The organism is Streptomyces sp. CB00316, from assembly GCF_001905595.1.
In the GTDB taxonomy this organism is placed as follows: Bacteria; Actinomycetota; Actinomycetes; order Streptomycetales; family Streptomycetaceae; genus Streptomyces.
The window spans coordinates 775,835-792,869 of the sequence record NZ_LIXI01000005.1 but is presented as its reverse complement, the minus strand read 5'-3'; the positions used below and the strand labels follow the sequence as shown (position 1 = coordinate 792,869).

At 70.2% G+C, this 17,035-nt stretch carries 17 protein-coding genes; 13 read left to right on the top strand and 4 right to left on the bottom strand.

The window, feature by feature from the left end:
- Window positions 1–184 precede the first annotated feature (184 nt).
- The 10 genes from rfbA to AMK21_RS18210 all read left to right on the top strand — a co-directional run bounded on the left by rfbA (window position 185) and on the right by AMK21_RS18210 (window position 8,906).
- On the top strand, window positions 185–1,057 hold the full coding sequence (rfbA, locus tag AMK21_RS18255; protein ID WP_073879213.1) for a glucose-1-phosphate thymidylyltransferase RfbA: 873 nt from the start codon (window positions 185–187) through the stop codon (window positions 1,055–1,057).
- 21 nt (window positions 1,058–1,078) lie between these two features.
- Window positions 1,079–2,053 carry a dTDP-glucose 4,6-dehydratase gene (gene rfbB, locus AMK21_RS18250; protein WP_073879124.1) on the top strand — a complete coding sequence of 325 codons (975 nt, stop codon included), beginning with the start codon at window positions 1,079–1,081 and terminating at the stop codon, window positions 2,051–2,053.
- Window positions 2,054–2,085: 32 nt separating this feature from the next.
- Window positions 2,086–2,349 carry a hypothetical protein gene (locus AMK21_RS18245; protein ID WP_073879123.1) on the top strand — a complete coding sequence of 88 codons (264 nt, stop codon included), beginning with the start codon at window positions 2,086–2,088 and terminating at the stop codon, window positions 2,347–2,349.
- A gap of 89 nt (window positions 2,350–2,438) precedes the next feature.
- Window positions 2,439–3,713: an activator-dependent family glycosyltransferase gene (locus AMK21_RS18240; protein ID WP_073879122.1), complete on the top strand. Its 1,275-nt coding sequence runs from the start codon at window positions 2,439–2,441 to the stop codon at window positions 3,711–3,713.
- Between the two features lie 57 nt (window positions 3,714–3,770).
- Window positions 3,771–5,030: a beta-ketoacyl-[acyl-carrier-protein] synthase family protein gene (locus AMK21_RS18235; protein ID WP_073879121.1), complete on the top strand. Its 1,260-nt coding sequence runs from the start codon at window positions 3,771–3,773 to the stop codon at window positions 5,028–5,030.
- 103 nt (window positions 5,031–5,133) lie between these two features.
- Window positions 5,134–5,529: a GntR family transcriptional regulator gene (locus AMK21_RS18230; RefSeq protein WP_073879119.1), complete on the top strand. Its 396-nt coding sequence runs from the start codon at window positions 5,134–5,136 to the stop codon at window positions 5,527–5,529.
- Window positions 5,526–6,413 (top strand): ATP-binding cassette domain-containing protein, encoded by an 888-nt coding sequence (locus AMK21_RS18225; RefSeq protein ID WP_073879117.1) that lies wholly within the window; start codon window positions 5,526–5,528, stop codon window positions 6,411–6,413. Before AMK21_RS18230 ends, AMK21_RS18225 begins: the two co-directional genes overlap by 4 nt.
- Window positions 6,410–7,126, top strand: a complete 717-nt coding sequence (locus tag AMK21_RS18220; RefSeq protein ID WP_073879115.1) for a hypothetical protein — start codon at window positions 6,410–6,412, stop codon at window positions 7,124–7,126. The genes AMK21_RS18225 and AMK21_RS18220 overlap by 4 nt, the downstream gene beginning before the upstream one ends.
- A 110-nt stretch (window positions 7,127–7,236) precedes the next feature.
- Window positions 7,237–8,157, top strand: coding sequence for an ABC transporter ATP-binding protein (locus tag AMK21_RS18215; protein WP_374194624.1), 921 nt, complete (start codon window positions 7,237–7,239; stop codon window positions 8,155–8,157).
- The gene (locus AMK21_RS18210; protein WP_073879111.1) at window positions 8,154–8,906 is read left to right on the top strand and encodes an ABC transporter permease; all 753 of its coding nucleotides are present in this window, start codon (window positions 8,154–8,156) and stop codon (window positions 8,904–8,906) included. Before AMK21_RS18215 ends, AMK21_RS18210 begins: the two co-directional genes overlap by 4 nt.
- 80 nt (window positions 8,907–8,986) lie before the next feature.
- Here AMK21_RS18210 and AMK21_RS18205 read toward each other — a convergent pair whose 3' ends face one another.
- Complete coding sequence (locus AMK21_RS18205; protein WP_073879109.1) at window positions 8,987–10,213, bottom strand: class I SAM-dependent methyltransferase; 1,227 nt, start codon at window positions 10,211–10,213, stop codon at window positions 8,987–8,989.
- A 716-nt stretch (window positions 10,214–10,929) separates the two neighbouring features.
- Entirely contained in the window at window positions 10,930–11,118 is a 189-nt protein-coding gene (locus AMK21_RS36105) for a hypothetical protein (protein WP_234421965.1), read from the bottom strand.
- Window positions 11,119–11,538: 420 nt separating this feature from the next.
- On the opposite strand from AMK21_RS36105, the gene AMK21_RS18190 reads away from it, so the two are divergent.
- Entirely contained in the window at window positions 11,539–12,318 is a 780-nt protein-coding gene (locus AMK21_RS18190) for an RNA polymerase sigma factor (RefSeq protein WP_073879107.1), read from the top strand.
- Complete coding sequence (locus tag AMK21_RS18185; RefSeq protein WP_420712513.1) at window positions 12,297–13,448, top strand: hypothetical protein; 1,152 nt, start codon at window positions 12,297–12,299, stop codon at window positions 13,446–13,448. The genes AMK21_RS18190 and AMK21_RS18185 overlap by 22 nt, the downstream gene beginning before the upstream one ends.
- Before the next feature lie 212 nt (window positions 13,449–13,660).
- Here AMK21_RS18185 and AMK21_RS18180 read toward each other — a convergent pair whose 3' ends face one another.
- A complete protein-coding gene (locus AMK21_RS18180; RefSeq protein WP_079181190.1) occupies window positions 13,661–14,653 on the bottom strand; it encodes a L,D-transpeptidase family protein in 993 nt (330 codons plus the stop codon).
- Between the two features lie 206 nt (window positions 14,654–14,859).
- On the opposite strand from AMK21_RS18180, the gene leuE reads away from it, so the two are divergent.
- Window positions 14,860–15,519 (top strand): leucine efflux protein LeuE, encoded by a 660-nt coding sequence (gene leuE, locus AMK21_RS18175; protein WP_073879101.1) that lies wholly within the window; start codon window positions 14,860–14,862, stop codon window positions 15,517–15,519.
- A gap of 118 nt (window positions 15,520–15,637) precedes the next feature.
- Here leuE and AMK21_RS18170 read toward each other — a convergent pair whose 3' ends face one another.
- Window positions 15,638–16,804, bottom strand: a complete 1,167-nt coding sequence (locus tag AMK21_RS18170) for an acyltransferase family protein (RefSeq protein ID WP_079181189.1) — start codon at window positions 16,802–16,804, stop codon at window positions 15,638–15,640.
- Window positions 16,805–17,035 lie beyond the last annotated feature (231 nt).

The following is a 17,035-nucleotide window of genomic DNA, read 5'->3' as shown; positions in this document are numbered from 1 at the left end:
CATGACCGGCAGCCACCAGCGCCCACGCCAGCGGGACCATGCTGTAGAAATGCGTGCGCACCGCATAGGCGGTGAAAAGTACGCGCATGCCGACCTCCTCGAATATGTGCATCGATGTTGACTCCAGGGCCGTCAATGGGGTCAACCTATGGGGAGACGTATATTATGCGTGAAGGGGTTGGCCGTGAAGGGAATAGTCCTCGCCGGGGGCACCGGCAGTCGCCTGATGCCCATCACTTCCGGAATTTCGAAACAGCTTCTTCCGATCTACGACAAGCCGATGATCTATTATCCGCTCTCCGTGCTGATGCTGGCGGGGATCAAGGACATCCTGATCATCACGGCGCCTGAATCGATGGGCCCGATTTCCCGTCTGATTGGGGACGGGCACCGTTGGGGAATCAACATCGGTTACGCCGAGCAATCGGAGCCGAGGGGAATAGCGGATGCCTACATCGTGGGTGCCGACTTCGTCCGGGACGAACCCTCTGCGCTGATTCTGGGAGACAATCTTTTCCACGGCGCCGGCTTCCAGGAGCTGCTGCGCGAATGTCGGAGGATGTCCCGGGGCTGTACGCTCTTCGGCTACCCCGTCGCCGATCCGGAGCGCTATGCCGTCGGTGAGGTCGACCGCGAGGGAAAACTGATCGGCATCGAGGAGAAGCCCACGCACCCGCGTTCCCGTAATGCCATCACGGGGCTGTACTTCTACGACAGCGACGTGGTGGAGGTGGCCCGTGGGCTGCGGCCCTCCGCCCGCGGCGAGCTGGAGATCACCGACGTCAACCGCGCCTATCTGGAGGCGGGAGCCGTGCGCCTCGTCGAGCTGGGACGCGGCTTCACCTGGCTCGACACGGGCACCTACCGGTCGCTGCTCGACGCCGGCCAGTACGTCCAGGTGCTGATGGACCGCCAGGGGGTGCGGGTCGCCTGCCTGGAGGAGATCGCGCTGCGCATGGGCTACATCACGGCCGACGAGTGCCATGCGCTCGGCGCCGCCATGCCCCAGGCCGGCTACGGGCGCTACGTGATGGAGACGGCGAAGGCGCTCGCGTGAGGCGCCGGAAAGGGTGACACCGTGAGAATACTGGTCACAGGCGGTGCCGGATTCATCGGCTCGCATTTCGTCCGATGCCTGCTGGGGGGCGGGTATCCCGGGCTCGAGGACGCACGGGTCACCGTGCTGGACAAACTCACCTACGCGGGTGGCCGACACAACCTCGATCCGTTCCTGGACGATCCGCGGCTGCGCTTCCTGCGGGGGGACGTATGCGACGGAGAAGCCGTGCGCGAGGCCCTGCGCGACTGTTCCGTCGTGGTGCACTTCGCCGCCGAGTCGCACGTGGACCGCTCCGTCGCGGACGCCGAGGCCTTCGTGCGGACGAACGTCCTGGGCACTCAGGTGCTGCTCCAGGCGGCTACGGAGGCGGAGCTGGACAGCTTCGTCATGGTCTCCACCGACGAGGTGTACGGCTCCATCGAATCGGGCTCCTGGGACGAGGACTTCCCGCTCCGCCCCAACTCGCCGTACTCGGCGTCGAAGGCGTCCGCCGAACTCCTCGCCCGGTCGTTCCACCACACCCACGGGCTGCCGGTCCGTATCGCCCGGCCGTCCAACACCTACGGTCCGCGACAGTTTCCCGAAAAGGTCATTCCGTTGTTCGTCACCCGATTGCTGGACGGCCGGAAAATCCCTCTGTACGGTGACGGCTCCCATGTGCGGGAATGGATTCACGTGGACGACCACTGCCGGGCGCTCGCGCTGATAGCTGTCAACGGCAGGCCGGGCGAGGCGTACAACATCGGTGGGGGCAAGGAGATATCGAACCTGGAACTCACCGGAATGCTGCTGGAACTGTCCTCGGCGGACTGGTCGAGCGTTCTCCGGGTCGCCGACCGAAAAGGGCACGACTTCCGCTACTCGGTCGATCCCGGGAAAATCTGTGGAGAACTCGGCTTCACTCCCTCCGTCGACATCGTCGAAGGGATGGCCGACACTGTGCGCTGGTATGCGGAGAATCGGCACTGGTGGGAACCGCTGGTGCGGAACTGATCACCCGAAAGTCAGGAAAAGGGAGCGCGGCAATGGACGTCGTACTGGACGAGGCATCGGTCAAGGCGGAGATCCGCACCTTCATCGAGCGCTACTACGCACAGGATCGGGACGCCGATTCGGTCAAGATGAGTGACCTCGACTCCTTCACTCTCATTCAGCTGTTGCTGCACATCGAGGACGCCCTCGACATAGTGGTGCTGGAGGAGCTGCACAACTTCCGCGGCGGCGGATTCGACGAATTCTCCGCCTTCGTCGTGGAGGTGGGTACGCAGAAGCCGGTGCACACCCCCTAGGCCGGCCCTCGTCCGGGCCGTTCTCGTTCCGGCTGTCCCGCCGGCGGGACAGCGTCCCCGCTCCTCTGCCGTCGGAGGTCTGTTCGCCCATGCGCGTGCTGTTCGCCCTCTATGCCGAGAAGACCCATCTGTACATCCAAGTGCCCCTGGCCCGTGCTCTGGTGGCTGCCGGTCATGAGGTGCGGGTGGCGTCCCAGCCCGAGTTGGTTCCGGAGATCACCCGTGCGGGGCTGACGGCGGTGCCGGTGGGCCGCGACCACGGCATGGGCCGTCTGCTGGCGATGCGCCCCGAGTGGAAGTCCCGGTTCGGCGGTGCCTCCTTGCCTCCGTTCGATGTTGCGGGTGCGGCGGAGGGGGAGGTGGATCTCGGGTATCTGCGGTCGGGGTACGAGGAGGTGGTGCCCTGGTGGTTCCGGCTGGTGAACGATCCGATGGCGGATGATCTGGTGGAGTTGTGCCGGTCGTGGGAGCCGGATCTGGTGGTGTGGGAGCCGGGGACGTTCGTGGGGGCGGTGGCGGCCCGGGTGTGTGGTGCGGCGCATGCCCGGATGACGTGGGGGGTGGATTTCTTCGGTTGGACGCGTGAGCGGTTCCTGCGGTTGCGGGCGTCGGAGGCGCAAGGGCCCGGTCCTGATCCGCTGGGTGAGTGGCTGGCGGGGCTGGCGGGCCGGTACGGGGTGGATTTCGACGAGGAGCTGACCGAGGGCCAGTTCACCCTGGACCAGTTGCCCGAGCCGTTCCGGCTGGAGACCTCGATCCCTTACGTGCCGGTGCGGTACGGGATCTACAACGGCCCCTCGGTGGTGCCCCGGTGGTTGTGGGAGCGGCCTGGGAGGCCCCGGATCGGTTTCACGCTCGGGCTTTCCGCGGTGGAGCGTCTGGCGGGCTACGCCGTCTCGGTGCCGGAGGTCGTGGAGTCGCTGGCCGCGCTGGATGTCGAGGTCGTGGCGGCGGTCCGGGGCTGGGAGGGGCCGGTGCCCCCGAACGTGCGGGTCACCGACTTCGTCCCGCTGGCCGCGCTCGTCCCCTCGTGCGCGGCGGTCGTGCACCACGGCGGGTTCGGCACGATCGGGACCACCGCACTCCACGCCACTCCCCAGCTCTCCCTGCCCGATCAGATGGACGCCATATGGCTAGCCCAGGGCGTGAGCTCCTACGGGGCGGGGATCGATCTTCCGGTGGAGGGGGTGTCGGGTGACGCGGTCGCGGCGGGGGTGCGGCGGCTGCTGGACGAGCCGTCGTTCACCGCCGGCGCGCGGCGTCTGCGGGAGGACCTGCACGCGATGCCCTCGCCGGCCGACGCCGTCCCCCGCCTCGTCGAACTCACCGAACACCACCGCCGAGGCCCGGTCGTCGCGGCCTGAGCCGACAGGAACCGCAGAGACGTGACCCGGCAGAGACCGGCAGAGAGGGGACAAGACATGAACGGTGTCCGGACGGACACGTCGCAGGACCGGCGCGTGGTGGTCACCGGCCGCGGAGCGGTCACACCGCTCGGGCCGAACTGGGCAGGCACCTGGGAGGGGCTGCTCGCGGGCCGGAGCGGAGTGGGCAAGGTCACCGGGTTCGAGGTCGACGACCTGCCCGTGCGCATCGGAGCGGAGGTGCGCGGCTTCGACCCTCTCGCCCACGTGGAGCGGCCCATCGTGCGACGTACCGACTGGACGATCCAGGCGGTGATCGCGGCAGCCCGCATGGCACTGGCGGAAGCCGGCTTGGAGGTGGACGACGTGCTCGCCCCGCGTGTCGGGGTCGCGGTCGGGTCGATCATCGGCTCCTCCCGCATCGCGTCTCGCAACGCGGCGGCGATGTCGGCGGAGGGCTACGGGGGAGTCAGCCCTCATGTCTTCCCGACGATGGGCGTCAGTGCGGCTGCCGAGGTCTGCCTCGCCGTCGGCGCCCGCGGTCCCTCCGCCGAGATGGTCGCCGCCTGCGCGACGGGCACCGTGTGCATCGGCGAGGCCGCGCGCTGGATCCGCGAGGGCCGCGCGGACGTGGCCGTCGCCGGGGGCATGGACGCCTTCGACAGGCTGGAGCTGGCCGCCGCGGCCCGCGCCCGGGTGCTGTCCCGCCGCACGGGCGACCCCGCTGGGGCATCCCGGCCCTTCGACCGGGACCGTGACGGGTTCGTCATGGGTGCCGGGGCCGGCGTGCTCGTTCTGGAGAGCGCGGAGCACGCCGTGAGGCGCGGTGCGCGGATCAGGGCCGAGATCGCGGGGTACGCGACCACGACCGACGCCCACCACCTGACGGCCCCCGCGCCCGACGGGGCGCAGATGGACCGGGCCATGCGGGAGTCGCTGGAGGCGGCCCGGGTGACCACCGCCGAGGTCGACTACATCAACGCCCACGGCACCGGGACGCTGCTGAACGACACGAGTGAGATGCGAGCCGTCCAGCGGGTCTACGGGGACCGGGCCGCACGTGTGCCGATCAGCTCCACCAAGAGCATGACGGGCCACCTGCTCGCGGCGGGCGGCGCCGTGGAGGCCGCGGTGATCAGCGAGGTCCTGGGCGCGGGGCTGGTGCCGCCGACCATCAACTGCGACGACCCCGAGTTTCCCGGCATCAACTTCGTTCCCCACAAAACTCAGGAGCACCAGGTACGGGTGGCGGTCAGCCATTCGTTCGGCTTCGGCGGCCACAACGCGGTGCTGGTCATGCGTCGATGGAACGCGTGAGCGAGCAGGAGGCCGACCGAGGGCGGTCCACTTGACAGAACGACCACCCTGGCTCTTAAGGTTCATTAGTCGAGTAGTGAACCAGAGGGGTAGGGAGGGTGGCATGTTCGACGAGAGATCACCGATCTACCTCCAGGTCGCCGACCGGGTACGTGCCGACATCGTCAGCGGCGCGTTGAACGGCGACCAGCCGGTCACGTCCACCACGCAGTACGCCACGTTCCACCGCATCAACCCGGCGACCGTCGCCAAGGCGTACCAGCAGCTCGTGGACGAGGGCCTGCTCTACAAGAAGAGGGGGATCGGCATGTTCGTCGCACCGGCCGCCCGGTCGGTCCTGTTGGGGCAGCGACGGGAGCGCTTCTTCACCGAAGTGGTCGACGCGATGGTCGACGAGGCGCGGACCATCGGGGTACCGCTCACCGAGGTCATCGACAGGCTGCGGCAGGCCGCGGTCGCCGACGAGGTGTACGGCACCGCGGGCCGGGCCGAGCGATGAGTGCCGCGGTCTCGGTCCGGAACCTGCGGCTCACCGTCGGCCGCCGCGTGGTCCTGGACGACCTCTCCCTGCACCTGGGCGGGGGCCGGATCTACGGCCTGATCGGCCGCAACGGCTCGGGCAAGAGCAGCCTGATGTCCGTTCTGGCAGGGCTGCGCCGTCCGGATTCGGGCAGTGTACGGATCGGGGGTGTGCCCGTCTTCGAGAACGAGGCCGCAGTCGGCAACGTCTGCCTGGTGCGCGGCCGGTTCCACTTTCCCGACGAGCTCGGCCGGGTGCGGGACGCGCTCCGCTTCGCCGCCGCGCTGCGGCCCGGCTGGGACACCGACTACGCGCGACACCTGACCGAACGCTTCCGCTTAGATGTGGACAAGCGCATACGGGCCCTCTCGGAGGGCGAGCGCGCCGCGGTCGGCGTCATCGCGGGACTGGCCTCCCAGGCACCGGTGACCATGTTCGACGAGGCGCACGCCGTCATGGACGTCCCGGCCCGGCACATCTTCTACGACGAGCTGCTCGCCAACTACATGGCGCATCCGCGCACCGTCATCGTCTCGACCCACCTGGTGGAGGAGCTGGGCTCCGTCTTCGAGGAGGTCGTGATGATCGACGGGGGAAAGCTGGTGGCACGCGGCGAGACGGAGGCGCTCCGAGCGCAGGGCTGTCAGGTCACCGGGCCCGCGGACCTGGTGGATTCCTTCGTCCAGGGGCTCCAGGTCCTCGACGAGCGGCTGCTCGGCTACACCAAGTCGGTGGTCGTCTTCGGCGAGTTGGGCGCCGACCGGCACGCCCGGGCCTGGGCCATGAACCTGGATCTGGGGCCCATCGGTCTGCAGGACCTCTTCAGCCACCTCATCCGCGACTTGGGGGAGGGCCGCCGATGAACACCGCTCCCGCATCGCTATGGCGTGGGACGGCTCTGCGCCTGCTGCTGCGCTACTGGGTGCGCGTCAGCTGTGTGGCGTGGTGCGTGCTGAGCGTGGTGGTCCTCGCCATGACCAGCGCGTCCGCGCTGCTGACCGAGCACGGGCCGGGCACCGATGGCGTGCTGCCGTCGTACGACGCCTGGGCCCGGACGTACTGCCTGGTGATCGGCGCCCACCTGACGTGGAGCAGCCTCCCGCTGTACGTGGCCAACTCCATGACCCGGCGGGCGTTCAGCCGGCAGGCGCTGGTGTTCGCGGTCGCCATCACGGGTTTCACCGCCGTGCTGTTCACCGTCAGCCTCGGCCTGGAGATCACCGTCTACGCCGCTGCCGGCCGGCCGCACGACTGGGGGATCGGTGCGCTGCCCTCGTATCTCCTGGAGAGCTGGCTGGTGCACCTGGTGTGGCTGGTGGGCGGGGCGTTCGCCGCCGCGTGTGTGTACCGGTTCTCCACCAGGGGGCTGCTGGTGGTGCCGTTCGTCACCCTGTTGATCTTTCCCGGAGACATCCTGCTGGGCCGCGGGACCGCCGCCCTGGGAACCCTGCCGGCCTTCGCCGAACAGCTGGCCATGGGGTGGGCGGTCCTGGGCCTCCTGGGCATCGTCGCCGTGGGGACGGTGCTGACCTGGCATCTGGTGCGCGACGTCCCCATCCGCCCTCCGACCAGATGACCCCTCGTCACGGCCCGGTGGATGGCGGACGGGCCGCGAACGCGTACGCGAAACGACCGAGACCGAGACCGAGAACGAGTAAGGAGACCGAGGCGATGGCCCTCATCGAAGTGGCCGGACTGAAGAAGTCCTACGGTGCGACCCAGGCCGTCAGGGGAGTGGACTTCGAGGTGGAGGAGGGAGAGATCTTCGGCATTCTGGGTCCGAACGGTGCGGGCAAGACCACCACGGTCGAGTGTGTCGCAGGCATCCGCACGCCCGATGCGGGCCGGATCAGTGTCCTCGGTCTCGACCCCCGCACCGATCGGGCGGAACTGCGGCAGGTGCTCGGCGTTCAGTTGCAGGAGAGCAGGCTGCCCGAGCGCCTGCGTGTGGGTGAGGCACTGGACCTCTTCGCGTCCTTCTACCGCCGACCGGCGGACCAGGGACGACTGCTGCACGACTTCGGCCTGCAGGACAAACGCAGAACGCCCGTCAAGGCGCTTTCCGGGGGCCAGCAACAGCGCCTGTCGATCGCCCTGGCCCTGGTGGGCAGTCCCAAGGTCGCCGTGTTGGACGAGCTGACCACCGGGCTTGATCCGCGGGGCCGCCGGGACACCTGGCAAGTGATCGAGCAGGTCCGTGACCGTGGTGTCACGGTGGTGCTGGTCACCCACTTCATGGAGGAGGCCGAGCGTCTGTGCGACCGGATCGCCCTCATCGACCAGGGCCGGATCGCCGCCCTCGACACCCCGGCCGCTCTCATCTCCGGTGTCTCGGGCGACCAGCGGCTGCGCTTTCGCAGCGCCGATGCCGTTGACCAGGCCGCCCTGTCGGAATTGGACGAGGTGGTCGGCGTCATCGTCGAAGGCCGGACGGTGACGGTCACCGGTAGCGGCGACGTGACCGGTGCGGTGGAGGCCGAACTGCGACGTCAGGGCGTGAGCACCGAGGGGATCCGGGCCGAGGCCACGACCCTTGAGGACGCCTATCTCAGCCTTACCGGCCGATCGCTCGGAGCCCACGCGGACAGCGAAGGAGCGGACGCATGAGCACTGCCAACGGATTCCTCCGACTGACCAGGATGCAAGCCGTCCTCGACCTGCGTGACGGTGCCCAACTGCTGCTGCCGCTCGGTCTGCCGCTGCTGATCCTGACGATGAACGCCATGGGGGACTCCGCGACCCGGCCCTCCCGGGACCACAGCGGGCGGACGTTCCTGGACGTCACGCTGATGCCGATGACCCTGCTCATGATCGTCAGCATGCTCGCGCTGATCTTCCTGCCGACGAACATGGCGCAGTCCCGCCAGCTCGGAGTGCTGCGGCGCCTCTCGGTCACCCCGGTCAGGCCCATCGCCCTGCTCGTCGCGCAGACGGTGACCAACCTGCTGACCTCCGTGCTGGGTATCGCCGTGGCCCTGCTGGTCGGAGCAGTGGCGTTCGACGCCGGAATGCCGGAGGACGTCCTGTCCTCCCTGATGGTCTTCGTACTGGTGGCTTTCGCCGTGTACGGGCTCGGGCTGCTGGTGGCCGCTCTGGCGCCGTCGCCCAACGTGGTGGTCGCGGCGGGGTTCGTGCTGTTCTTCGGCATGATGGCCATCGGGGGAGGCCTGGGCGACCCCGACAGCCTGCCGGCCGCCCTGCGGAGCGTGGGGGAGTATCTGCCCTACGGCGCGGGTCTCAACGCGTTGGGGGCGGCATGGGCCGGGGCGACACCCGAGCTGGCTCACCTGGCGAGCCTGCTGGTGGCGGGCGTGGCCGGTTCGGCGGTGGCCGCTGTGGCCTTCCGCTGGGAGTGAGCGCTCAACCGGGGAGCGGGCGGTGCGGTGCGGAGCCTCGTCCTGGCCCCGCGCCCGCGCCCGCCCCCGGGGCGCCGCAGTCACACCACGTGGACGTGGGGAACGTATCCGATCCACTGCCCGCCCGCCGCGCGGAACTCCTCCTCGTTCGCCATGATCTCCTCGGCGTGGTTCCAGGCGAAGAGCACCGCGTAGTCCGGGTACGGGGAGCGGAACTGCTCAGGGGGCATGACCGGGATGTGCGAGCCCGGGGTGAGGCGGCCCTGTTTGGCCGGGGTGCTGTCGCTGACGTACGAGAGCAGCTCCTCCCCGATTCCGCAGTAGTTCAGAACGGTGGCGCTCTTGGCCGTCGCCCCGTAGCCGACCACGTGCTTCCCTTCGTCCCGCAGCCGGCGCAGCAGGGAGACCAGTTCGTCCCTGCGGCTCTCCACGGCTGAGGCGAACCGCTCCAGAGTGGCGAACTCGGTCAGCCCCTGGGCTTCTTCCTCTGCGAGCATCCGCGCCACTTCCGCGGACGGCTGACGCGCACCGGCCCGGGCCAGGGTGTAGCGGACCTCGCCCCCGTGCACCGGCAGTCTCTCGGCGTCGACGAGTTCGAGACCGTGCCGGGCGGCCATCGTGCGCACCGAACGCAGGGTGAAGAAGTAGAAGTGCTCGTCGTAGATCTGGTCGAACGAGGTGCGTGCCACGATGTCGGCGAAGTAGGGGTCTTCGAAGACGAAGACACCATTCGGAGCCAACAGGGTGTGGACGCCGCGCAGAATCGAGTCCATATAGGGAATGTGGCAGAGGGTGTTGGCCGCGTAGATGACGTCGGCCGGGCCGTCGCCGGTGAGGATTTCGGTCGCCGTGGATTCTTCGAAGAAGTCCTTCCGGACCTGGATGCCACTGGCCGCAGCAACGTCCGCGACACTGCCTGAGGGTTCGACGCCCAGATGCCGGACCCCGGCTCCGGCGATCGTCTTCAGCATGACTCCGTCATTGCATCCCAGTTCCACGATGAAGGGATCGGGGCCGTTGAGTTCGGTTTCGAGGAATCTGCGGGCGACCTGGGTGAAATGCTCCTGCATCACACGGGAACCGGAGGAGTGGTAGGGGTACTCCGCGTTGAACATCTGATCCCGCGGAACCTCCTCCATCAGCTGCACCATCGTGCACGCCTCGCACATCCCCACGGCGAGTCGGTAGAAGAACTCCGGCTCGGTGGAGGTCGGCGCGACGAAGCGGTCGGAAAGCGGCTGCCTGCCGAAATCGAAGAACTCCCGGACTTCCCCGCCGCATATCTGGCACAAGGGCTTCTGCTGCATTCTGGTCTCCTCATCGGATAGACGGTTCGACGGATTGGGCGGCCCGACCCGGGTGCTCGCACTGAGGAAGTACATCGTTGCCCCGTGAAAAAGGGGTCTTTGTCGTACCGGAGGCTCTGAACCTGCGCTTCGGGGAGCTGGCCGGTGATTTCCGTGCCGGGCAGGATGGGCGCTGTGCTCGGCCGATGGGAAATCTGGGATCGGCGGCGAGTTTATACCGAATCCAGGATCGCCACTACAGGTTGCCGCAATTCCACTCGTCGGCCGCCCGCTCGTTCACGTTCCCGAGGTAAATGCCCTGAGCCCGGGCGGCGAGCCCACCGGCTCATCGCCACGACCGGCCCGCACGCTCTCCGGCACGAGCAGCAGGGGAACTCCGAGGGGACCGGGACCTGCGGCCCGTAGCAGGACCTGCCGGCCCATTCCGCCAAGATCAACGCCGCGCGGCGGCTGGGCTACGACCTCACTGCCCACCGCGCCCAGCAGATCAGCCTGGACATGCTGGAGTGGGCGGACACGGTACTTGCCATGGACGCCTCCGTTCTCGCCACCTTCCGGGCCCTCTGCAGTCCGGAGAACGAGAACAAACTCCGCCTCCACCCTGGCGACCGGGACGTGCCCGCCCAGATGGGCCAGCACGACGCTGCGTTCCACGAGCGCCGTGTGCTCATTGAAGCTGGCACCGTGCTCCACGTAGCCCACTGCGGGCCGCGCTGTTACTGGGCCGCTGCGGAAAGGATCACGTCCACGAGCCTTCCCGCGGCGACCGTGCGCCCTGACCGCTGCGGCCATCGTGGCCCGGCGCTCCAAGTCGTCGACGAGGGGCCGACCGCCTCGCGCAGCTGCCCGCCGGTGACCTCGCCGAGGAGGGCGACCGCCGCACCGGACTCCTCCAGCTCACGCAACGACGGAACACGGCTGGATCGGGTGAGCGCTGGAAAGTGCTGGTCACTGGGGTATCTGGCGTCCGAGAACGCGCTCACCCAGAAGAATGCGCTGACGCGTTGGTTACGTCGTTGGTCACAGAGGGGTTGGCTGGTCCACAAAGCGCCTGGTCAAGGGACCATATGTTGGAGCGACGACCGGGGCCGCCACCCCCCACAGGAGAGGCCCCGGCCGTCTTCCACGGGGTCGCAGCACGACCCCGTACTCATCTCAGCGCCGCGACTGCGTTTTCTGTCACACCGCCCCGAGGGCCGCGCATCGTTGCGACTTGTACAAGTCATGGACGCGACCCCCGCCGACCACGTAGCGTGCTGAGTCGCGCAGAGTGGCGCAGCAGTGGTGACCAGCTGCGATTGAGGACAGCGGGGCGGGTTGAGGGAGTGCTGGGGGACGACGCGGAGCTGACCGCCGCGGTGCTCGCGGCACAGGACGGGGACGAGGACGCCTTCCGTGCTGTGTACCGCGCTGTGCAGCCACGGCTGTTGGGCTACATACGGACGCTGGTGGGGGAGCCGGACGCCGAGGACGTGGCGTCCGAGGCCTGGCTCCAGATAGCGCGCGACCTCGACCGGTTCAGCGGGGACGCCGACCGCTTCCGGGGCTGGGCGGCCCGGATCGCCCGTAACCGCTCGCTCGACCATCTGCGGATGCGCAGCCGCCGCCCCGCGATCGGCGGCGACGAGACGGAGCTGACCGGCAGGCCCGCCGAGTCCGACACCGCGGGCGACGCCATGGAGGCGCTGGACACGGACCGCACGATGTCCCTCATAGCCCAGCTCCCGCGGGACCAGGCCGAGGCCGTCGTGCTGCGCGTGGTCGTCGGTCTCGACGCGAAGAGCGCCGCCGAGACCCTCGGCAAGCGCCCCGGCGCCGTACGGACCGCCGCCCACCGCGGCCTCAAGCGGCTCGCCGAACTCCTCGGTGCCGACCACCCGGACTCGCCCCTCCCCGCCGGTACGCCGGCTCCGGGCGGTGGCCCCGAAGGACCGGACCGGTCCTCGGCCCAGGGTTCCGGGAGCGACGCAGGTCAGGGCCAGGGAGGCGCCTCGGGGCTCGGTGCCGTACCCTCTCAGCGCCCCGGTAGGGGCGGTCCGGCAGCGCCGGCCGGGGTCACTCCCGGTGTGACGCATTCGCGACCGTGGACGCAGAGGGACATGTGATGGCCGACGAGCACTACGAGTGGCTCGACAAGGACGCGGCGGAGAGACTGCTCCGCGGCGAGCCGGTCGTACCCCTCGGCGACCAGGCCCGTGACGACGCCCTCCGGCTCGCCGAAGCACTCGGCGCGGCCCGTGCCGCCCGCCGTACCCCGGCGGGTGAACTCCCGGGCGAGGACGCGGTGCTCACCGCGTTCCGGCAGGCCACCCGCGCCGGCGGCGCACTCCCCGGGCAGCGCGGCACGCTGCGCTCCGTCCGCATCGCCGCCGCCCCCGCCGCGCCTCTGCGCCGCCCGCGCTGGAGCCGCCCGGTCCGCTTCGGCCTGGCCGTATCGCTCGCGGGGTGCGCGCTCGGCGGGGTGGCGGTCGCCGCCGGTACGGGGGTCTTCCCGGGCCCCTTCGGCGGTCTGGGCTCGCCCGCGCCCGCAGCCTCCGTATCCGCGGCGACCCCGGAACCCCTGGGGTCCGGGCTGCCCGCCGACGGCCCGTCCGCCGAGGCCCTGCCCTCCCCGCCCGACGACCCCGCACCGGTCTCCTCGCCCGGGAGCAGGCGGCCCGGCGCGTCCGAGGAGCCGACGGGAGTCGAGCCCGGCGGAACCGTACCCGAACCGGACGATGACCGCACCGGCGGCCGGAACCGTCCGGGCGGACCGGAGGGTTCCGGCGGATCAGGCGAATCGGGCGGCGGGGCCGGGCGCGAGGACGCCTCCAAGGATCCGGCGGGACGCGATGACCGCCCCGGTGGCGCCGGCGGCCAGGGCGACCAGGACGGCAACTGGCACGAGAAGTCGACCAAGGCCTGCAAGGCCTTCCGTGACGGCGCCCTCGACGAGCGGAGCCGGCGCCACCTGATCCAGCTGGCCAAGGGTGAGGAGAACCTGAAGCGCTTCTGCGACCGGCTCCTCGGCGGGGGCGGCTCCGGCGGGTCCGACGGCGGGGGCTCCTCCGGCGGCGGTGGGGACGACGACGGACCGGGCGACGGCGGCTCGCTGCCGCCCGTCTCCTTCGAGCCCGCCCCGCCCGCCCCGGACGGTGAGCGCCGGTCCGATGTCGGCGTACGGGCGGAGGCCGCGGTTCCGCTACGGCCGGCGACCCCCGCTCCGACCGCCCCGGCCGCCGTACTCACCCGCTGACCTGCGCCTTTTCCGTCCGCGTAAAGGTGCGCCGCCGACAAGTGTGACGTTTTTCGGGCGCCGGGCGCAGTACAGAGTGAGCCGACTGGTCATCGGCAGCGCGACGAGCCGGGGTTCCCCCCGTACCTTCGGCTCAGCGCATCGGCGCGGGCGGGACACGTTCCCCCGGTCCCGCCCGCGCCCTCTCCCACCCGAAGGTCCCGCACCCGGCCTCACCAGTAGATGACGACCTTGTCGCCGTTCTTCACCTGGTCGAAGAGGGCCGCGACCTTCGCCTTGTCCCGGACGTTCACGCAGCCGTGCGAGGCGCCGCCGTAGCCGTTGGCCGCGAAGTCGGCGGAGTAGTGCACGGCCTGGCCACCGCTGAAGAACAGGGCGTACGGCATCGGCGTGTCGTACAGCGTCGACACATGGTCCCGGGACTTCCAGTACACCGGGAACTCGCCCTCCCTGGTGGGCGTGTACTCCGAGCCGAAGCGCACGTCCATCGCGGAGACGACGCGGCCGTCGATCATCCACGCCAGGGTCCGGCTCTCCTTGCTGATGCAGAGCACCCGGCCGGTCAGGCACCGCTTGTCCGGCTTGGCGACTGGCCGCTCGGTCGGCGGGTCCAACTCGTCGGCCGTCGGCGTACGGGTCATGGCCAGCAGCTTCCGCCAGGTGACCGCGTCGGTGGAGCCGGTCGCCTCCGTGCCCCGCTTGACCTGGAAGGACCGGACGGCCTCGGCGGTGACCGTGCCGTAGTAGCCGGTGGGGGTGCGCCCGAAATGCCCGATCTGCCGCAATCTGGCCTGGAGCTCGCGTACTTGCGCCCCCTCGGAGCCGGCCCGCAGGAGGACCCGGGGAGTGGGGGCGGTGCTGGGCGCGGGGGAGGAGGGCGTGGGCGGTGGCGTGGTGACCGGTTCCGTGGGCGGGGGCGGAGCCGACGGGCTCGCGGGCGGGGTGGTGGCGGCCGGTACGTGGGTGGCGCCCCCGGTCGCACCCCTCCCGTCGTCGGTGGGCGAGGGCGCGGGCGGTGCGGTGGTCGCCCGGGCCGACGGCTGTCGCAGTGCGTCCGCTCCGGGGTCCTGCGGCCCGCACCCCACCGCCAGGGTGGCCATCGCGAGCACCCCGGCGGCGGCCACGGTGGCCGCCCGCCCGGAGCGCCTGCCGCCGCCCTCAATCCCGTACGCGCCGCTCGCCGCACCCACGTTGCTGTCCGCCATCCCCGCCATCCCCCCAGGCCGTGTCCGGCCGCCCGCCGTCCGATAGATCCGATGCGTCACCGGTGCTTCCCCTGACGGGATGCCCGTCGTGCCCGGTGGTCGAATCCTGCGCACGACGCTAGTGGCCCCAGGTCACGGCAGGACGGCCGAAAGGTCACGACGAGACGGCTGGGCGAGGTGGCGTACGGATGTGCGAAACTCCGTCCATGCTGGGTGTCACCGACCTTCCGACCTACCTCGCGGGCCTGCTGCTGATCGTTCTCCTGCCGGGCCCGAACTCGCTGTACGTGCTCTCCGTCGCCGCCCGGCGCGGTGTACGCACCGGGTACAAGGCCGCCGCGGGCGTCTGGACCGGGGACGCCGTCCTGATGACGCTCTCCGCGCTCGGCGCCGCGTCCCTGCTTCAGACCACGCCCCTGCTGTTCGCCCTCGTCAAGTACGCGGGCGCCGGCTATCTGACCTGGCTGGCGATCGGCATGCTGCGGGCGGCGGTGTCCCTGTGGCGCGAGCGGCACCAGCGCACCGCCGAACTGGCGGAGGCGGCCGAGACTCCCGCCGCGGGGGCGGAGAACCCTTACCGGCGGGCGCTGGTGGTGAGCCTGATCAACCCGAAGGCGATCCTGTTCCTGATCTCGTTCTTCGTGCAGTTCGTGGACCCCGGGTACGCCTACCCGGCGCTGTCGTTCCTGCTGCTGGGCACGCTGCTCCAGCTCGCCAGCTTCCTGTACCTCTCGGCGCTGATATTCGGCGGCACCCGCCTGGCCGCCGCCTTCCGTCGCCGCAAGAGGCTCTCGGCGGGGGCGACCTCGGCGGCGGGCGTGCTGTTCCTGGGGTTCGCGGCGAAGCTCTCGCTCAGCAGCGTCTAGAAGGCTCGGCGTTCACGCCACCTGACGTGCCGTCGCCCTCGGTGGCCCGCTGTCGGCGACCTGTCGTCGGCGCCGAGCCGTCGGCGCCCCTCGCCAGAGGCCCATCGGCGGCGGCTCGTCATCGGCGGCCAGCCGTCAAGGTCTTCCGCAGCAGCGGCGTGAAGCGTTGTTCCACATACCGGTGCAGCAACCACGCCAGCCCCAGCATCGCCGCCACGGTCAGCGTGAACGTGGCCCACGACGGCACGCCCAGGCCTTGGTGCAGGCCACCCACCACGACCCAGCCCAGGTGCTCGTGGACCAGGTAGAACGGGTAGGTGAGCGCTCCGGCAACCGTCAGCCACGGCCAGTCGATCCGGTTCAGGGCGCCCAGCGCGACGGCCGCGACGGCGGCGAACCCGGCCGTGACGATCAGGATGATCACCCCCGACGAACGGTCGGAGAAAGCGCCCGGGCCGCCCGGGCGCCACAGCTCGGCCACCGCGTAGTGCTGGCCCAGCAGCCAGCTGACCGCGACGATGCCCCAGGCCAGCCCGTCGCGGCGGTCCCGGTGGACCAGGTAGAGCCCGATGCCGCCGATGAAGTACGGGGCGTGCCGCGGCATCAGCAGCACGTCGAGGAAGGGTTCCCCCGAGGCCCGCGCGAGCGCCGCCGCCAGCGTCCACCCGGCGCAGAACAGCACCACCCGGCGCCGGTTCACCCCCGGCAGCACCACGCACAGGGCGAACAGCGCGTAGAACCGGACCTCGGCCCACAGCGTCCAGCACACCCCCAGCACCCGGTCGACGCCCAACGGCTGCTGCAGCAGTGTCAGGTTCAGCAGCGCGTCGCTGGGGGAGACCGCCTCGTAACCGACCACCGGCAGCGCGAACACCACGGTGACCAGCACGACCGCCGCCCAGTACGCCGGCAGCAGCCGCGAGGCGCGCGAGGCGAAGAACGCGAGCGGGGTGCGCCCCCATCCACTCATGCAGATCACGAAGCCGCTGATCACGAAGAAGATCTGCACCCCGAGGCAGCCGTAAGCCAGCCAGCCGTGGGCCGTGGGGAACTGCACGGCGGGCGAACTGCCCCAGGCCTCGGTGATCTCACCGCCGCGGCCCCCGTAGTGGTAACCGGCCACCATCAGCGCGGCGAGCAGCCGTAGCCCGTCCAGGGCGCGCAGCCGGAACTTCGGCCGGGGCACCGCCGTACGCGGCCGCTTCCCGGGCCCGGGGCCGTTCGGGCCGCGGGCAGGTGGGGCGGGCAGGGCCGCCGTCCTCGTCTCCTGCGGTGTGGTGGTCAAAGCCGCTCCCCTCTCCCAGCCGTCGTGCCGCGCCAGCGTAGAGCTGACGAGGGGTGCGGAACGCCCGGGAAGCGCGCCGTTTCCCGGCCCGACAGAGGGAGTTCATCCTTCGGTCGTCCAGGTTTCCTACGGTGACGCAGAACCGACAATCACTGCGCGGAACCTCACTCCGGGTCACCCCGGATGGAGCCCCGCCCCCGCGCGAGACCGAAGCCCCCTCCCCCCACGGGC

Bases quoted from the DNA above. Each gene is read 5' to 3' on its own strand.
- AMK21_RS18220 (WP_073879115.1), top strand. From the start codon at position 6,410: ATGAACACCGCTCCCGCATCGCTATGGCGTGGGACGGCTCTGCGCCTG.
- AMK21_RS18210 (WP_073879111.1), top strand. From the start codon at position 8,154: ATGAGCACTGCCAACGGATTCCTCCGACTGACCAGGATGCAAGCCGTC.
- leuE (WP_073879101.1), top strand. From the start codon at position 14,860: ATGCTGGGTGTCACCGACCTTCCGACCTACCTCGCGGGCCTGCTGCTG.
- AMK21_RS18245 (WP_073879123.1), top strand. From the start codon at position 2,086: ATGGACGTCGTACTGGACGAGGCATCGGTCAAGGCGGAGATCCGCACC.
- AMK21_RS18230 (WP_073879119.1), top strand. From the start codon at position 5,134: ATGTTCGACGAGAGATCACCGATCTACCTCCAGGTCGCCGACCGGGTA.
- AMK21_RS18225 (WP_073879117.1), top strand. From the start codon at position 5,526: ATGAGTGCCGCGGTCTCGGTCCGGAACCTGCGGCTCACCGTCGGCCGC.
- AMK21_RS18235 (WP_073879121.1), top strand. From the start codon at position 3,771: ATGAACGGTGTCCGGACGGACACGTCGCAGGACCGGCGCGTGGTGGTC.
- AMK21_RS18240 (WP_073879122.1), top strand. From the start codon at position 2,439: ATGCGCGTGCTGTTCGCCCTCTATGCCGAGAAGACCCATCTGTACATC.
- AMK21_RS18180 (WP_079181190.1), bottom strand. From the start codon at position 14,653: ATGGCGGACAGCAACGTGGGTGCGGCGAGCGGCGCGTACGGGATTGAG.
- AMK21_RS18205 (WP_073879109.1), bottom strand. From the start codon at position 10,213: ATGCAGCAGAAGCCCTTGTGCCAGATATGCGGCGGGGAAGTCCGGGAG.